This is a genomic window from Bifidobacterium sp. MSTE12 (genome assembly GCF_000513015.1).
GTDB lineage: Bacteria > Actinomycetota > Actinomycetes > Actinomycetales > Bifidobacteriaceae > Bifidobacterium > Bifidobacterium dentium.
In genome coordinates, this window is record NZ_AZYA01000035.1 from 21,443 (window position 1) to 37,762 (window position 16,320).

At 60.9% G+C, this 16,320-nt stretch carries 12 protein-coding genes; 10 read left to right on the forward strand and 2 right to left on the reverse strand.

The window, feature by feature from the left end; translation table 11 throughout:
* Positions 1-128 precede the first annotated feature (128 nt).
* Positions 129-1,175, reverse strand: a complete 1,047-nt coding sequence (locus tag HMPREF1494_RS08170; protein ID WP_034521951.1) for an FAD:protein FMN transferase — start codon at positions 1,173-1,175, stop codon at positions 129-131.
* A gap of 192 nt (positions 1,176-1,367) precedes the next feature.
* Between HMPREF1494_RS08170 and HMPREF1494_RS08175 the strand changes: the two genes are divergently transcribed.
* Positions 1,368-2,774: an MFS transporter gene (locus HMPREF1494_RS08175; RefSeq protein WP_034521954.1), complete on the forward strand. Its 1,407-nt coding sequence runs from the start codon at positions 1,368-1,370 to the stop codon at positions 2,772-2,774.
* A 3-nt stretch (positions 2,775-2,777) separates the two neighbouring features.
* On the opposite strand, the gene HMPREF1494_RS08180 is transcribed toward HMPREF1494_RS08175, so the two are convergent.
* Complete coding sequence (locus HMPREF1494_RS08180; RefSeq protein WP_034521959.1) at positions 2,778-3,821, reverse strand: LacI family DNA-binding transcriptional regulator; 1,044 nt, start codon at positions 3,819-3,821, stop codon at positions 2,778-2,780.
* Positions 3,822-3,866: 45 nt separating this feature from the next.
* Between HMPREF1494_RS08180 and HMPREF1494_RS11505 the strand changes: the two genes are divergently transcribed.
* The 9 genes from HMPREF1494_RS11505 to HMPREF1494_RS08220 all read left to right on the forward strand — a co-directional run bounded on the left by HMPREF1494_RS11505 (position 3,867) and on the right by HMPREF1494_RS08220 (position 16,319).
* Entirely contained in the window at positions 3,867-4,043 is a 177-nt protein-coding gene (locus tag HMPREF1494_RS11505) for a hypothetical protein (protein WP_153881420.1), read from the forward strand.
* Entirely contained in the window at positions 4,040-5,353 is a 1,314-nt protein-coding gene (locus HMPREF1494_RS08185; protein WP_034521962.1) for an MFS transporter, read from the forward strand. The genes HMPREF1494_RS11505 and HMPREF1494_RS08185 overlap by 4 nt, the downstream gene beginning before the upstream one ends.
* A gap of 60 nt (positions 5,354-5,413) precedes the next feature.
* Entirely contained in the window at positions 5,414-8,086 is a 2,673-nt protein-coding gene (locus HMPREF1494_RS08190) for an alpha-L-rhamnosidase (protein WP_034521965.1), read from the forward strand.
* An 86-nt stretch (positions 8,087-8,172) separates the two neighbouring features.
* The gene (locus tag HMPREF1494_RS08195; protein WP_012901799.1) at positions 8,173-9,489 is read left to right on the forward strand and encodes an MFS transporter; all 1,317 of its coding nucleotides are present in this window, start codon (positions 8,173-8,175) and stop codon (positions 9,487-9,489) included.
* Between the two features lie 333 nt (positions 9,490-9,822).
* Positions 9,823-11,568, forward strand: coding sequence for an FTR1 family iron permease (locus HMPREF1494_RS08200; RefSeq protein ID WP_034521968.1), 1,746 nt, complete (start codon positions 9,823-9,825; stop codon positions 11,566-11,568).
* A gap of 31 nt (positions 11,569-11,599) precedes the next feature.
* Positions 11,600-12,262 carry an iron transporter gene (locus HMPREF1494_RS08205; protein WP_003837858.1) on the forward strand — a complete coding sequence of 221 codons (663 nt, stop codon included), beginning with the start codon at positions 11,600-11,602 and terminating at the stop codon, positions 12,260-12,262.
* A gap of 84 nt (positions 12,263-12,346) precedes the next feature.
* Entirely contained in the window at positions 12,347-13,618 is a 1,272-nt protein-coding gene (locus HMPREF1494_RS08210) for a DUF2318 domain-containing protein (RefSeq protein WP_034521973.1), read from the forward strand.
* A gap of 21 nt (positions 13,619-13,639) precedes the next feature.
* Entirely contained in the window at positions 13,640-14,983 is a 1,344-nt protein-coding gene (locus HMPREF1494_RS08215; protein ID WP_034521976.1) for an ABC transporter permease, read from the forward strand.
* A gap of 16 nt (positions 14,984-14,999) precedes the next feature.
* A complete protein-coding gene (locus tag HMPREF1494_RS08220) occupies positions 15,000-16,319 on the forward strand; it encodes an ABC transporter permease (protein ID WP_003844733.1) in 1,320 nt (439 codons plus the stop codon).
* Position 16,320 lies beyond the last annotated feature (1 nt).

Below are 16,320 nucleotides of genomic sequence, written 5' to 3' on the forward strand. Positions count from 1 at the left end.
TGAATGTATACGAAAGTATACCAACATGTACGAATGTATACGAAGATGTACGATCATGTGTGGCGCTGTGCGAGCGTCCGTATGCGGTATGGCCCGTTCCTCGGCGTTCGTTGGCGATCCAAGCTTGTTCAGAACAGCCTTCCGGGGAAATCGCTGCTGACGGCGGCGTGACGACTGGCATTCAAGGTCACGCAGGCGAACGAGAACGCGCGTCTCAGCTCTTCCGGGCTGGTCGTGAACAATGCGGTGGCCAAGCCGTCGGCCAGAGCGCTGGGATGGGCGGCAAACGGTCCGATGGCATCTTGAGGCGACGAATCCGAAGCCCGTGGTGCGCCATGTATGGCACGCGCCTCCGGCTCGCGAACTCGCGCCGACAGGTCCGGCGCTGATCCGGGCATGTAAACCCATGTGGCTTCGGTCTGTTGGACGGGCAGGCCATCAATGGCATTGAGCAGATGGTGGATGCTCAGTTGGGTACGCTCGTTGACCGCTACCTCCCAGTGGCGACGACTGGGGGCGCTTGCGCAGAGCGCGCCGTCGATGATGTGCGCCACGCCAATCGCGCGGGTGGAATCATCTGGGTCCTCGAGTGCGATGGCTATCGGTTCGGCGGAATGAATCAGCAGGTCGCCTCCCGCGTCGATTACGAACTCGGCGGAAGCAGAGGCAAGGAATGCGCCGAGCAGGTCGACGAGATACCCTTTGCCGCAGGCGCCGAAGTCCAGATCGACTGGACGGCGGGTGATCAGCGTGGTGCCTCGGCGTTCCACGTCATCACCCCATGTGGGCCGCCCTCGCAGGGCGCCCAGATGCTCGGCGGACCCAGGTTTGACCGTGAAACTCAAGGAGGCGTCGTAGCCGAGACGAATCAGATCTTCGCCAATGCACGGGTCGATTGCGCCGGAGGTGGCGGCGAACAATGCGTCGTACAGGCCGAACAGCGGTTCGGTCCAATCCGGGAAATCGAAATTCCCGCCATGCTTTGCCCGTCCGATTTCGGCGACGAGCGAATCGTCTCGGAACCGGGACAGCACCTGCTCGTACGTTTCCAAGAGCTCCGACATCCTTGTGCGCAGATCCTCATGTACCGGTTGAGGCGTTGAAATCACGATTCCGGTGCCAAGCGCCTTCGGGAAGGCTGTGACATGGGGCATGCGCAGTGAAAGGGAGAACATGCCTACGATGCTAGTGGTATTTCGCTTATAGATGGCGGATTCTCCTGAAGGAATGGTCGAAAGGGGGTATTCCCATGCCTCCTGGAGACGTTGTCTCCAGGAGAATCCGCCATCTATAAGCGAGATAGTGCGTACAGTTGGGCCCGGAAACGATGCTAGAGTGATTGACATAGTGTCAACAAGGAGGTTGTGATGAGTGGTGGCGCGGCGCAGACGGTCCAGTCGGGGCAGTCCCGAAAGGCGCTGGATCTGCCGATGCCCAAGGTATGGGCGTTCGCGGTGGGCCAGTTCGGTTGGGCGTTGCTGTCCGGCATCATCTCGAATTGGCTGGTGTACTTCTACCAGCCCGACAACGAGACCATCGCGCAAGGTCAGACGGTATTCGTGCCGCAAGGGCTTGCAGTGCTTGGCGTCGTGACGGTGGTCGGTGGCATCACCGCGTTCGCGCGTTTCTTCGACGCCTTCGTGGACCCGGCCGTGGCAAGCCTGTCCGATCGTTGCCAGTCGGCCGCCGGCCGCCGCATGCCGTTCCTGAAGTGCGCCGCATTGCCGCTGGCTCTTGTCACCGTGCTGGTGTTCTGGAGTCCGATCAACGGAACCAGCTGGGTCAACGGTGTGTTCCTGTTCGTCGCAGTGATTGGCTATTACATCGCGCTCACGTTCTATTGCACGCCATACAACGCGCTTATCGCCGAACTCGGTCATGATTCCAAGCAACAGCTCACGATTTCCACCGCCATCTCGTTCACGTGGGTGGCGGGCACCGCCATCGCGTATGTCGCGCCGGTGGTCTGGGCCGGTTTCGTTCCGGGACTCGGCCGCGTGAACGCCATCCGCCTGACCTTCTCGATCATGGCCGCCATCGCGCTTGCCTGCATGCTCGTGCCGCCGCTGGCCATCAAGGAACGCGATTACGTCAACTCGCAACCGACCTCCGAGTCAACCGTCGAATCGTTGAAGCAGACCTTCGGTGACGGTGAATTCCGCAAGTTCGTTTGTTCCGACGTGGTTTACTGGGTGGCCATCACCACGTTCCAGACCGGCCTGCCGTTCTTCGTGACGAGTCTGCTGAAGCTGCCCGAAACCACTACGACGATTTACTTCGTGCTCATGACCGCGGTATCCGTGCTGTTCTACCTGCCGGTGAATCTGATGGCGAACCACGTCGGCAAAAAGAGGATCCTGCTCGTCGCATTCGCGATCTTCACCTGTGCATTCGCCTTCGCCGGCGCGCTTGGTTCCGGCTTGCTCGGCGCGATTCCGCCCATGGCGCAGGGGCTGATTCTTTCGATCGTCGGCGCGATTCCGATGGCCGCGTTCGGTATTCTTCCGCAGGCGATTGTGGCGAATATCGCCGATGCGAGCTCGAAGACGACCGGCCAGGACCGCCAGGGCATGTTCTATGCGGCCCGCACGTTCGCCATGAAAATGGGGCAATCCGTGGCGATGTTGCTGTTCACCGGTGTGAGCACGATCGGCATGGCGTCTGGAACCGGCTATCGCATCGCCGCCATCTGCGCCGCCGTGCTGTGTGGCATGGGAGGCCTCGTGTTCGCGTTCTACAACGAGCGCAAGGTGCTCAGCGTGCTCGAATCCTGAGCGTCATCGACGTGTGGAGGCGCGGCGGACCAGTATGGGTTTGATCAGCGTGGTGGCGTGCACATGCGCGTCGGCGTCACTCATGTGATCAAGCATTTGGGTCATGGCCTTGCGTCCGATATCGGTGGCGTTGGCGGCCACGCTGGTCAGCGGCAGTGAGCCGAGCGGTTTGATCTGTGCCTCATCACAGGCGATCACGCTGATGTCTTCGGGGATGCGCACGCCTTGGTCGAGCAGTGCGTTGACGACGCCTACGCCCAACGGCGTGTCCACGGTGATGATGCCGTCGGGGCGTTCGCCTTCCGGCATTGCGGCGATGGTCAGGCCGGATTCGTAGCCGTCTTCGATGTACAGGCCGCCGGAATCGATTACTTCCGCGGAGACTTGCGGCGTCCGGTTGCCGCGGGTGGCCAGCATGACGGCTTTCTGCACGCCAAGCTGGCGGTCCTGTACGGATTCGTAGTCGAATGAATGCGCCAGAAACGCGAGCTTCGTGCAGCCGGTGCGGATGAGTTCCTCGGCGGCGATCTGACCGGCCGACACGTTGTCGGTCATTATGGAGCAGACCGGATCGGCGTCGCGGGGGTTTGTGTGGTCGATGAGGATGATCGGAATTCCTGCGGCGCGCGCGGCCGCCACGTCTTCCGGTGAATCCTCCACGGTGCTCAGGATGATGCCGGCCACGTTCATGCCGATCAGCAGCCGCACCATATCGCTTTGCCGCTGTTTGTCGGACAATGCGTTGAGTCCCACGACCTGCATGCCGTGGTCCTCGCACACCTCCTGTGCGCCTTCGAAGATCGACGTGAACAGTGAGTGCTCGATGTCGGTCATCACGAAGCCGATTACGGGCGTGGCGTTGGATGCGGGGATCTGCCCGTTGCTGTGTTTCGGCACGTAGCCGAGGTCGGCGATGGCGCGGCTGATCTTTGTTTTCAGCGTTTCGGAGACACGTTCCGGATAGTTGAGATAGTTGGAGACGGTGCCGATGGAGACGCCTGCATGCTTGGCGATGTCGGAGACGCCGACTTTCTTGTTGGCTGGCATAGGGCCTCCTTCGGCTTGCGGTTGATGCTTTCAATGAAATATTAGATGAAGATCGCGATTCCCGTTTTGAAACTTTCAACACGCCAGGTGAAAAGTAGATTGAAAATTTCAAAACAAGGATTTATTCTTGAATTTGTCAAGGAAGAAATATCAAGTAACAGCGAGGTTCTTGAACGCTCTCGAGTCTCGTTGAATATTTCAAAAGAAGGAAAAGAGAAATGAATGCTGCAGCTCAGAAGAAGGAAGGAATCGGCGGGTACATGCCGCTCGCGGTTGCCGCAGGCATCGGTTCCATGCTGGGATCCGGCATCATCGTCGGCCTGTCCGCAACCATCACCGTCTGGCAGAACGGTCTCGGCCTCGACACCACCCAGGTCGGCCTGCTTTCCGGCATCCTGACCTTCGCCATCGCGTTCGGCTCGCTGTTCGGCGGCCGTCTGGCCGATAAGATTGGCCGTGTGCTGGTGTTCAACTGGATCAACCTGCTGTATGCCATCGGCGCCGCCATCTGCGTGTTCGCGCCGGACTTCACCGTACTGCTCATCGGCCTGATCGTCGCCGGCGTCGCCTCGGGTGCGGATCTGCCGATCTCCATGACCATCGTCTCCCATGACGCCCCGAACGACAAGGTCGCCGCGCAGCTCGTCTCCACCACCCAGGTGTTCTGGCAGGTGGGCGTGTTCATCTCCTTCATCTGCGCGTTCCTCGTCTCCACCATGGAGGGTGCGATGGGCGGCCGCGTGGTCTTCGCCATCCTCGCCGTGTTCGCCGTCATCGCATGGCTGTGGCGTCTGATCTCCCCGACCTTCCGCCGCTTCCACGAGGAAGCCGACGCCCGTGATGCCGCCGCAGGCCACGTCGCCACCGCCACCGAGAAGGTCTCCGTCACCAAGATGCTGTTCGCAGGCACCGAAAACAGCAAGATGCTGCTCGGCTTCTTCCTGGCCATCACCATCTTCTACTGCGGCTGGAACCTGCTGGCCAACACCTGGGGTCAGTTCCAGACCTACATGCTGGTGCAGGCCAACGCCTCCCAGTCCCTGGCCACCGGCCTGGGCATCATCCTGAACTTCATCACCCTCGCCCTGAACATCGCCTTCGCCTCCATCGCAGGTGGCAAGTATCGCAACAAGCTGTTCTTCGTGGGCATGGGCATTTCCATCGTGGCCATGGTCTGCCTGGCTCTGGGCGGCACCAACATGTGGGTCATCTTCGGCGCCACCGCACTGATGAACCTCGGTGGTCCGTTCGCCGGCGAGGCCATGTACAAGGTGTGGACCCAGGAATCCTTCCCGATCGAGATCCGCGCCTCCATCCAGGGCTTCATCAACGGCTTCTCCCGCCTGCTGTGCGGCCTGTTCGCCCTGATCACCCCGGCCCTCGTGCTGCCGTCCACCATCAAGACCACCATGTGGTGCTTCGTGGGCGTGGTCGTGCTCGAACTGGTCGCCGGCTCGATCATGATCGCCAAGCAGAACAAGTACGGCACCGACGAGGAACGCCAGCTCAAGGCCTCTTCCGCCGAAGCATGATACGACGCAGGGCGTCTCCCGCTGGAGGGAGGCGCCCTGCCCGCCGATAACAAAGGAGTTATGAGAATCATGGACACGCAAATCATCAAGCCGATTGCAGTGGGGGACCTGCACATCACGCGCTTTACCATCGAACACTTCCCGGGAGATGCGCTCGGCATTCCGACCGCCACCCCGCGCATGAACTGGACCTATTCCCGCACCGTTCCGGACGGCTCTCAGATTCTGCTGAAGATCAGCCGCCGCATTCCGGGCGCGCAGGCTCGGGAGGAGTACACCTACCTTCCTCCGGAAGATAATGTGCTCGTGCCTTGGCAGTTCACCCCGCTCGCTTCACGCGAAGAGGTCTTCGCCACCGTGCAGCTCGTGTCAGCCGCGCACAAGCCGCTGAGCGATCCCAGCGCCACCCTGCACTTCGAGGCCGGCCTCATGCAGGAATACGAGCATGTCGCCGATTTCGTGGGACCGTCCTGGGCGGAACCGGAAACCGACCATCGCCATCTGCCGCTGGTGCGTACGGAAATCGCGATCAAGGCGAAGCCGAAGCGTGCACGCCTGTATCTGAGCGCCCTCGGCCTGGTCGAAGCGGAAATCAACGGCGTGAAAATCGGCAATGATGCGTTGATCCCCGGCTGGACCAACTACGAACAGCGCGTGCAGTGCTGGACCTACGACGTCACCGACGAGCTCAACGAGGGCGCCAACGCCATGGGCTTCTGGCTCGGCGACGGCTGGTATCGCGGCCGTCTCGGCTTTGATGGCGGCTATGTGAATTACTACGGCGATCGTCTCGGCGTGTTCGCGCAGCTCGAAATCGAATATGAGGACGGCGGCATCGAGCACGTCTACTCCAATGCGTGGGACCGTCAGTGGAAGGCCTCGCTCGGCCCAATCGTTTGCTCCGATTTGTGTGAGGGTGAACGGTACGACGCACGCCTCGAGCAGCCAGGCTGGTCCGAGCCGGGCTTTGACGACTCGAACTGGAAGCCGGTTTCCGAGATTTTCTACGATCCCGCGAAAATCGAGAATCCCGATACCTCACCGGTGCGCGCGCATGAAATCAACGAACCGGTATCCATCGCGCGCACCGGCGACACTCCTGACGGCCGTGGCATCTGGCTGGTCGACTTCGGCCAGAACTGCACGCAGCGCATTCGTCTACGCATCGCAGGCCTTGAGGCCGGGCAGAGCGTGGAATTGCATCATGTGGAGGTACTCGAACCGAACGGTGAGATCGCCACACGCACCTTGCGCCGCGGCCAGCAGCATGACATCTACACGTCCAACGGCACGGACGCCTGGTGGGAGCCGCGTTTCGCGATGCATGGCTTCCGTTATGCGCAGATCGAGGGCGTGGTGGGCGAGCTGACCGTCGCCGACATCGAATGCCATGTGTACCACTCCGTGATGGACCGTGCGGGCGAACTGGAAACCTCCAATCCGCTGCTCAATCGACTGCACGCCAATGCATTGTGGTCGATGCGTTCCAACTTCGTATCCGTTCCGCAGGACTGCCCGCAACGTGACGAGCGCATGGGCTGGACGGGCGATATCTGCCTGTTCGCGCCGACCGCCGCTTACCTGTATGACGTGTACGGCTTCCTCAAGAGCTGGCTCAAGGACGTTCGCGCCGATCAGGTCAAATGGGGTACGGTGCCGTTCTACGTGCCGTTCATTCCGCTCGGCGGCTGGGCTCATCCGCAGGCCATCTCCACGTGGGGTGATTCCGCGGTCGAAGTGCCGTGGGTGCTGTACATGGAGTCCGGCGATCCGCAGATTCTTGCCGATTCGTACGAGTTGAGCCGTGACTGGATCGACGAGGTGGCCGGATATCTCTCTGCCGACGGCGTATGGGACCGCCGCCCGGACTATGTGCTCGGACAGCTTGGCGATTGGCTTGACCCGACCGCTCCGCCGGACGATCCGACGCAGGCGATGACCGAGAAGGAGCTCGTCGCGACCGCTTTCTTCGCCCGTTCCTGCGCACAGGCCGAGCAGATTGCGCAGATTCTCGGCAAGAGCGAGGACGTCGTACGGTTCGGTGATTTGCGCAAGCATGTCACCTCCGGTTTCCTGGGACGTTTCACGAACCTGGACGGCACGATGACGTCCGACACGCAGTGCGCCTACGCGCTGGCGATTGCGTTCGGTCTGCTTGACGGTGAGCCGGTGCGCCGCGTGAAGGCCGGCAACCGCCTGGCCAAGCTCGTGCGCGAGTCCGGCGGCAAGGTGAGCACCGGTTTTGCGGGTACGCCGTTCGTGCTGCCGGCGCTGACCATGACCGGACATAACGAGGAGGCTTACGGGCTGCTGCTTTCCGAGGAGTGCCCGAGCTGGCTGTATCAGGTGAAGATGGGCGCCACCACCACGTGGGAACGTTGGGATTCCATGCGTCCGGACGGATCGCTCAACCCTGGCGGCATGACCTCGTTCAACCATTATGCGCTCGGCTCCGTTGCCGAATGGATGCATGCGCATATCGGCGGCCTCGAAGCCATCGAAGCCGGATGGAAGCGATTCCGCGTGGCGCCGGTGATCGGCGGCGGCATCGATTATGCCTCCACTGCGCACGTCACCCCGTACGGCAAGGCCTCCGTGGCTTGGAAGACTTCCGAAACGGGCGTGGAACTCGACGTGACCGTGCCGATCGGCGCCACCGCAGTGGTGGAACTGCCCGACCACGAACCGACCGAACTGATTGGCGGAACGCACCACTTGGTCGTGGCGCTGTAAATCGGATCCTTCCGCTGGCGGGCCGGGCCATGAAGCCTGCCAGCGGGGTCAACCCGGCTGCAAAACAATAAGAGAAAGGGATAATCATGTCACTCAACGATGAGTCGGCAGTCGCCGCCGCCATTCCACCGGAGGAAATCGCCCCAGATACCGGACGTCGCCTCACCACGGCCGAAAAACTGCGCTTCGGCATCGGCTTCGCACTGTTCTCGCTGCTGTGGATGACCGCCGGCACTTCCGGATCCGGCGTACTGCTGCCGCAGCGTTTCGACGAACTCAACATCGGCACCCCGGAAGTGATTCTGGGTGCGATGAACTCCGTCGGCTGCATCTTCGCGCTGTTCGCGAACATCATCTTCGGCGCGCTGTCCGATATCACGCGTTCGCGCTTCGGCAAGCGTACCCCGTGGATCGTGGCCGGCGGCTTCGTCACCGCGGCCGGCTATGTGCTGGCGTTCTCGTCCGCTTCGCTCGCGGGCATCGTGGCGGGCTGGTCCATCGTGCAGGTCGGCGTCAACATGATGATCGCCCCGGCCGTGGCCGTCCTGTCCGACCGCATCCCCGAAAACGTACGTGGCACCTTCTCGTCGTTCTACGGCGGCGCAATGATCGTCGGCCAGTCCGCCGGCACCTTCTTGGGATCGAAGTTCATCGACACCATGGGCGTCGGCTTCGTGATCGGCGCGGTGCTGTTCGCCATCACCGGCATTCTGACGATCATCATCTGGCCTGCCGAACGCTCGTCGAAGGTCGGCAGCGCGGCGGACGACACCAAGGCGAACGTGAAGCTCAGCCCGGCTGCCATTGCGAAGTCCTTCATTCCGCCGACCAAGAACTGCCGCGACTTCTATCTCGCACTCGTCGGCCGTCTGCTGCTGATTTTCGGATGGTCCATGATCTCCGGCTACCAGCTGTACATTCTCAAGAAGTATTGCGGACTTAGCGTTGACGATGCCGCTTCGACGCTTGCCACCATGTCGCTGATTTCGATGGTCGTGCTCATGATCTGCTCGGTCGTCTCCGGTCCGATCTCCGACAAGCTGCACAAGCGCAAGATCATCGTGGCCATCGGCTCCGTGATCATCGCCGTGGGCGTGGCGATTCCGTTCTTCATGCCGACCGCGCTGGGCATGATGCTCTACGCTGGCATCGGCGGCGTCGGCTACGGCATCTACATCGCCGTGGACCAGGCGCTGAACGTGGACGTGCTGCCAAGCGCCGACGAGGCCGGCAAGGACTTGGGCATCCTCAACCTCGCCAACACCGTCGGCCAGGTACTCGCCCCGGTCGCGACCGGCGCGATCGTGGTGGCCACCGGCAGCTACGCGCAGATCTTCCCGGTCGCCATCGTCTCCGTGCTCATCGGCGCCGTGGTGATCATGCTCATCAAGAAGGTCGCCTAACGCTGTTTTCCCTTCCCGAAACGTGAGCCTTGCCTGTCATTCCTGGTTTCGCAAACCTCGATAGCAGGCAAGGCTCACGCCGTTCCATGCCCCGCCTTGCTGGGCAAAGGGTGGCAGTAACCACTATGTGAGACGGAGCGCACAAGATAGGAAAATCAGAAATGGCGGGATTCCGCCATTTTGATGTCACCTACAACAAAATTCTTCAAAAATCAAGACTGTTCTTCGGGAATCTTCCGTTCTATGTTGTGGTCACGGTGCGCGTGTTGCGTACGGCAACGGGGGCGCATCAATCGAACTTTTGGAACGGGCTGAGAGAGAGGAACCGGTCTCATGTCATTGCGCGACGTGCGCTCGCAGGGCCTTGGCCGCATCACCGCCATCATCGCGGCGATGATGATTGCGCTTGCCACGATGTTCACTTTCACGTCAATGCCGCAGCAGGCGCTTGCCGCCGACGACTCCCAGACGAATTTCGATTCCTGGACCGAGGTCGCGGCCAACATTGAAAAGCAGCTGGAGACCGCCGAGCAGGACTACAACGACGGCAACTACTATCAGGCTGGCACCGACTTCCAGAATGCGCACTGGGTCGGCTACGACGCATCCAACTTCTCCAAAGTCGTCAACGACACCATCGGAGCCGACAAGCAGAAAGCGCTGCTGCAGGAATTCACCGACCTCGAAAGCCTCGCCTACCAGCAGGATCAGGGCGACGCCATCACCGCCAAGGTCGATGCGCTGACCGCCGACCTCAACGCGACCGCGCAGACGCTCGACGCCGACACCAGCCTCGCCGATCCCAAGACATACGCGAAGCAGCGCGCGGAAGAGACCGCCAAGGAGCGTAAGAAGCTCGATGCCGCCAAGAAGAACTCGTCCAAGGGCAAGGGCGATCGTACTTGGAGCGACGTGGCCAGCGAAATGAACGTCATCCTCGACAAGGCATACAAGGCCGCTATCTCCGGCAAGGGTGCGGAAGGCTCCAGCCTCGTCAACAACGCGTACTACCAGTACTACGAGAAGCTCGGCTTCGAAAAGAACGTCATGAACGCGATCTCCGGCGACCGCGTCTCGCAGGTCGAATACCAGTTCAAGATGACCCGCAAGACCATGCGCGACGGCGGTTCCCAGAAAGAGATCAAAAAGCTCGTCGACGACCTCAAGAGCTGGCTCGTGGAAGACGCGGCCACGCTTGACGGCGGTGCGACCAGCAATGTCAACAGCTTCACCAAGTTCATCACCAGCTCCGTCGGACAGGCGTTCCTCATCCTGATCCGTGAGGGCCTCGAAGCGCTGCTGGTGGTGGCCGCGGTGATCGCCTACCTCGTGAAGTCGGGCAACAAGCGCTTCACCAAGTTCATCTACCTCGGCGTACTCGCCGGCTTGGCGGGCTCCGGCCTGATTGCGGTGCTCTTCACCTTCCTGTTCGGCGGCTCCGGCCCGATTCAGGAGATTTCCGAAGGCGTGTGCGCGCTCATCGCCATGGCCATGCTGCTGTGGACCAGCAACTGGATGCTCAACAAGAGCTCCGTGGAAGCGTGGAACCGCTATATCCGCAACAAAACCGAAGCCGCTGTGGCCAGCGCGCAAAGCAAGATGGAGGCCGGTGAAGGCGTAAGTTTCGGCATGGTCGTCTCACTCGCCATGCTGAGCTTCCTCGCCGTGTTCCGTGAAGGCGCCGAAACCGTGATCTTCTACGAGTCCATCTATTCGATGAGCCAAGACTCGCGAGGCATGTGGATTGGCGGCATTGCGGCCGCGGTCGTGTTGCTGATCATCTTCTTCGTGCTGCGTTTCACTTCCGTGAAGATTCCGATCGGCCCGTTCTTCCTTGTCACGTCGATTCTGATGGCCGTACTGGTCGTCATCTTCGCCGGTGGCGGCATCCACGCGCTGATCGAAGGCGACCTGATCGAAGGCACCTACCTGAGCAACGTACCGACCAATGACTGGATCGGCCTGTACCCGTACGTCGAATGTCTCGTGGCACAGGCGTTGGCCGCCATCGCCGTGATCACGCTGTTCGTGGTCGGCTTCGTCAAGAAGCGCAAACTCAAGATTTCCGATATTTCCTAAACGGAACTCCCAAGAAACAAAGGAAGAGATAATGAAGAACAAGAAGATCGCCGCTCTGCTCGGCCTCCTGCTGGCCGGTTCCATGGCCTTCTCGCTGTCCGGCTGCGGCAACAGCAACAGCTCCGCCTCCAACGACAAGAGCAGCAGCTCCTCGTCCACGGCCACCGACGATTCCAGCAAGGATGACTCCAGCTCCGACGATTCCGCCGGCTTCGAAGAGATTCAGGTCGACGAGAAGCACTCCGATCAGGAAGTCGGCCCGCTGACCGTCAACGCCGTATACTTCCAGCCGATCGATATGGAGCCGTCCGGCATGGGTCTGAAGGCCGCCGACGCCAGCTTCCATCTCGAAGCCGACATCCACGCCAACCAGAAGGGCACCGAACTCGGCTACGGTAAGGGTGACTTCGTTCCGGATCTGACCGTGAACTATGACATCATCGACAAGACCTCCAACGAATCCGTCGGCTCCGGTACCTTCATGCAGATGAACGCCTCCGACGGCCCGCACTACGGCGCCAACGTCAAGCTCGACAAGGCCGGCTCCTACAAGCTCGTGCTGAAGATCGAATCCCCGGAGAAGAAGGGCTGGATGCTGCACGTCGATCCGGAAACCGGCGTCAAGGGCCGCTTCTGGACCGAGCCGCTTGAGGTCACCTTCCCGGATTGGAACTACACTCCGCAGGAGTGGTGAGCCCCACCATTTAAACCATAAATGCAGTTGAGTCGGAGCTCGCGAAAGCGGGTTCCGACTTCATGCGTAATTGTAAGGGGAAAGATGCTGCTGCAGTATGTGACGGTGTTGCAGGGATTGCTGGCACCGGCTTTGCTGATCATGGCGCTGAACGTGATGCTCACCGTCGGTGAGGGGCGTGACAAGCCGCTGAGCGCGTACTGGCGCTTGACCGGCTTCCTCGTCGGATTCGCGGGCGCCATCGTGTTCGCCGCGCTGCGTGCCACGGCCGTCATCACGCAGCGTACTTTCGTCAACTATCCGACGCTATGGTGTTGCGTGATCTTTGACATTGCGGTGTTCGTCATCGTGATCTTCGCGCGACGCATCACCACGGCATGGCATAATCATCGTGCCCTGCTGGATGCGGCCAATCTCATCGCCGCGCTGTCCATCGCCGCCACCACCTTCCGTGCGCTGCCGGACGTGATCCTGCGTCTTACGATTTTCGTCGAGCCGGGCGATCCGGTCTTCACCTCCGATATGCTGCTCCGCGCGCTCGGCTTTGCGCTCGGCGCCGCCACCGCGATCATCGCGGCCTGCATCTTCCGTACGATGCGCTCCACCGCCGTGCGCTGGTCGTTCACCACGGCCGTGCTGCTGCTCATCATGCTGCTGTTCGCCTCTCATTTCACCGATCTGGCGCAGCTGCTGCAATCCAAGCGCATCGTCAGCTTCCCGGCCGCCGCATTCCTGGCGCTCGTGTGGGGCATCAATCATCAGCGCGAAATGGCCATCGCCATGGCGCTCGTGTTCGTCATTCCGGCGGTTGCCAGCATCGTCATGGGCTTCAAGGTCAAACCGACCGGACCCAACGAGGCGATCGCACGTTCCCATGTGGCGTTCCGCCGTCGCGCGAAGGCCGCCGGCGCATGGAGCCTTGTCGCCATGATCGGCATCACCGTGGCATTGACCTATGGCGTGGCGCAGACGCAGAAGGTCATCACCCTTTCGCCGCCTGAAGAGTACTCGCTCAAGGACGGTGTGGCCACCATCACCTTCAGCCAGGTTTCCGACGGCCACCTGCACCGCTTCCAATACAAGGCGAAGGATGGCACCGTCATGCGCTTCATTATCATCAAGAAGAACGGCGGCGCGTACGGCGTCGGCCTCGACGCCTGCGACAACTGCGGCGACGCCGGCTACTATGAGAAGGACGGCAAGATCATCTGCAAGAAGTGCGATGTGGCCATCAATCTCGCGACCATCGGCTTCAAGGGCGGCTGCAATCCGGTGCCGTTCGACTATCAGGTCAAGCCGGGCAAAATCGTCATCCAAACCTCTGTGCTCGACGCGCTGTCGAGCCACTTCCAGTGAGCGGAAAGGAGTGATCGACCGATGTTCTTTCTCCGCATGATTTTCCGCTCGTTCAGCCGTCAGTTCAAACGCCGTCTGCTGATCGCCGTCACCGTGTGCCTGTCGGCCACCGTGAGCGTGGCCATGCTCGGCGTGGTGTTCGACGTGGGCGACAAGCTCAACGCGGAACTGTCGACATACGGCTCGAACATCACCGTGCAGCCGAAGGCCGACGCGGTGGTGAGCGACCTGTACAACACGGGCGGATCTTCGGGTTCGTCCTCCGATTCCGACCCGACCGCGTTCCTCAAGGAATCGGATGCGCCGAAGATCAAGACGATCTTCTGGGCATTCAACATCACCAATTTTGCGCCGGAACTCAACATCCACGTGGACGCGGGATGCTCGGACGGCTCGACATCCGCCGATTCATGCAAGGCCACCAACGTGCCGATCGTGGGCACATGGTTCGCCAAAACCCTGCACATGGATTCCGGCGAATCCACCGTGGCCGGCATGAATGGCATGCGTTCCTGGTGGAAACTCGACGGTTCCTGGCCGAAAGACGACACCGAACAGGGACTGATCGGCACCACCCTGGCTTCGCAGCTCGGCGTGAAGATCGGTGACACCGTCACGCTTGGCAAGACCATCTCCACCGGCGAACGCAATCAGGTGAAGGTGAAGATCACCGGCATCTACGATTCGGGCGATTCCGACAACAACGGCATGTACATTCCGTCCATCGTGGCGCAGACGCTGGCGAATCTGCCCGACTCGATCGACAAGATCGAAGTCAAGGCGCTGACTACGCCTGACAACGATCTGGCGCGCAAGGCGTCGAAAAACCCGAATGCGCTTACGCAAGACGAGTGGGAGACATGGTACTGCACCGCATATCCGTCATCCATCGCCTATCAGATCGAAGAGGTGATTCCGGGGTCGGTGGCCAAGCAGGTGCGTCAGGTCGCCGCATTGCAGGGCGATGTGCTTCAGAAAACGCAGGCGGTGATGGTGCTGATGACCGTGCTGTCGCTGGTTGCGGCCGCGATTGCCGTGGCGAATCTGATGGCCGCCTCGATTGGCGAACGTGGCTCCGAACTTGCTTTGATGAAGGCGATCGGTGCGACGGATGGTGCGGTTTCCCGCCTGATGCTCGCCGAAACCGCCGTGATTTCGCTGGTCGGCGCGCTGGTCGGCGCGCTGCTTGGCTCCGGCGTGGCGCAGATCGTCGGACACGTGGTGTTCGGCTCCGGCATTACGATGCGTCCGATGGTGTTCGTACTGGTGTTCGTGCTGCTTGCCGTCACCGTGCTCATCGCCTCGTTCTCGTCGATTCGTTCGATTCTGAACCTGAAGCCTGCGGAGGTGCTCCATGGCCGCTGATCGTAGGAAACATGAAATGACCAATCGCAAGATGTTCTTCGCCATGCTGTGGGGTGCGGTGTTCCGTCGCCGTTCGCGTGCGGTGATGGCCGTGATCGCATCGCTGGTAGGTGCGGCCACGCTGTTCTGCCTGGCTTCCGTGTGCATTGCCGTACCTCAGCAGATGAACGAGGAGATGCGCGCATATGGCGCGAACCTCATCGTCACCCCTGCCGATGCGACCTCGAAATCCGAAGGTATCAGCACGGCCACCATCACCAACGTGACCGCGCTCGTAACGGCCGAACACAGCGCGAAATCCGCCGCCTATCGTTACGAAAGCGTGCGCATCAACTCCGCACCGTATACGTTGGCCGGCGTCAATCCCAAGGCCGTGCAGACGCTGAACCGCCACTGGAACGTGACCGGTGACTGGCCGAGCGAGGGCAACGTGATGGTGGGCCGCGATGTGGCCGACGCACTCGGGGTGCATATCGGTTCGCGTATCACCATCGGCTACCGTGCCTCCGACAATTCGGCCGCGTCCTCCGCATCAGGATCGTCCGATTCTGGAGAATCGGACAACCAAAGCGACGAAAACGGGTCCCAGATGTCCGATTCTGGAGAATCGGACAATCAGACGGTGGGCAAACTGGGGCAGACCGAATCCCAAGTCAAGGAAAACGGCCGCGTCTCATCCGACATCATGAACAATGAAGGTACCGAATTCCGCGTGGCCGGCATCGTCGATACCGGCGGCAACGAGGATTCCATCGTGTACGCCACCACCGCTGATGTGGCCAAACTGGCCGGCTCCAAGCGTGGCGCCGACGTGGTCGAATATTCCGTGAACGCCATGGGCGATGACCTGAACGCCATCGTCAAAACCCTCAACGCCAACCCGAACACCGGCGTGAAGGCGCAGACCGTCACCAAAATCACCTCGTCCGATACTCGCATCATCACCATGCTGCAGACACTGTTCTGGATCGTATCGCTTGTCGTGCTGGTGCTGACGCTGGTCGGCGTGGGAACCACCATCAGCTCCATCGTGAGTCAGCGGCGCAACGAAATCGGCCTACGCAAGGCCTTGGGCGCATCATCGCAGGCAATCGGCACCGAATTCTACGTGGAATCCGCCATCTATGGGCTCATCGGCGGTCTGTTCGGCACGGCCATCGGCTATGCGCTGGCCCGTGTGCTGTGCGTCACCGTATTCGAACGTGCCATCGGCTTTAATTGGCTGTTGGGCCTCGCATCGCTCGTGTTGAGCATGCTGATCGCTGTCGTCGCGTCCATTCCGCCGGTCCGCCGCGCAACTCGTATTGACCCCGCCATCGTTTTGAGGGAGGAATAAT

Bases quoted from the DNA above. Each gene is read 5' to 3' on its own strand.
- HMPREF1494_RS08170 (WP_034521951.1), bottom strand. From the start codon at position 1,175: ATGTTCTCCCTTTCACTGCGCATGCCCCATGTCACAGCCTTCCCGAAG.
- HMPREF1494_RS08175 (WP_034521954.1), top strand. From the start codon at position 1,368: ATGAGTGGTGGCGCGGCGCAGACGGTCCAGTCGGGGCAGTCCCGAAAG.
- HMPREF1494_RS08180 (WP_034521959.1), bottom strand. From the start codon at position 3,821: ATGCCAGCCAACAAGAAAGTCGGCGTCTCCGACATCGCCAAGCATGCA.
- HMPREF1494_RS11505 (WP_153881420.1), top strand. From the start codon at position 3,867: ATGAAGATCGCGATTCCCGTTTTGAAACTTTCAACACGCCAGGTGAAA.
- HMPREF1494_RS08185 (WP_034521962.1), top strand. From the start codon at position 4,040: ATGAATGCTGCAGCTCAGAAGAAGGAAGGAATCGGCGGGTACATGCCG.
- HMPREF1494_RS08190 (WP_034521965.1), top strand. From the start codon at position 5,414: ATGAGAATCATGGACACGCAAATCATCAAGCCGATTGCAGTGGGGGAC.
- HMPREF1494_RS08195 (WP_012901799.1), top strand. From the start codon at position 8,173: ATGTCACTCAACGATGAGTCGGCAGTCGCCGCCGCCATTCCACCGGAG.
- HMPREF1494_RS08200 (WP_034521968.1), top strand. From the start codon at position 9,823: ATGTCATTGCGCGACGTGCGCTCGCAGGGCCTTGGCCGCATCACCGCC.
- HMPREF1494_RS08205 (WP_003837858.1), top strand. From the start codon at position 11,600: ATGAAGAACAAGAAGATCGCCGCTCTGCTCGGCCTCCTGCTGGCCGGT.
- HMPREF1494_RS08210 (WP_034521973.1), top strand. From the start codon at position 12,347: ATGCTGCTGCAGTATGTGACGGTGTTGCAGGGATTGCTGGCACCGGCT.
- HMPREF1494_RS08215 (WP_034521976.1), top strand. From the start codon at position 13,640: ATGTTCTTTCTCCGCATGATTTTCCGCTCGTTCAGCCGTCAGTTCAAA.
- HMPREF1494_RS08220 (WP_003844733.1), top strand. From the start codon at position 15,000: ATGACCAATCGCAAGATGTTCTTCGCCATGCTGTGGGGTGCGGTGTTC.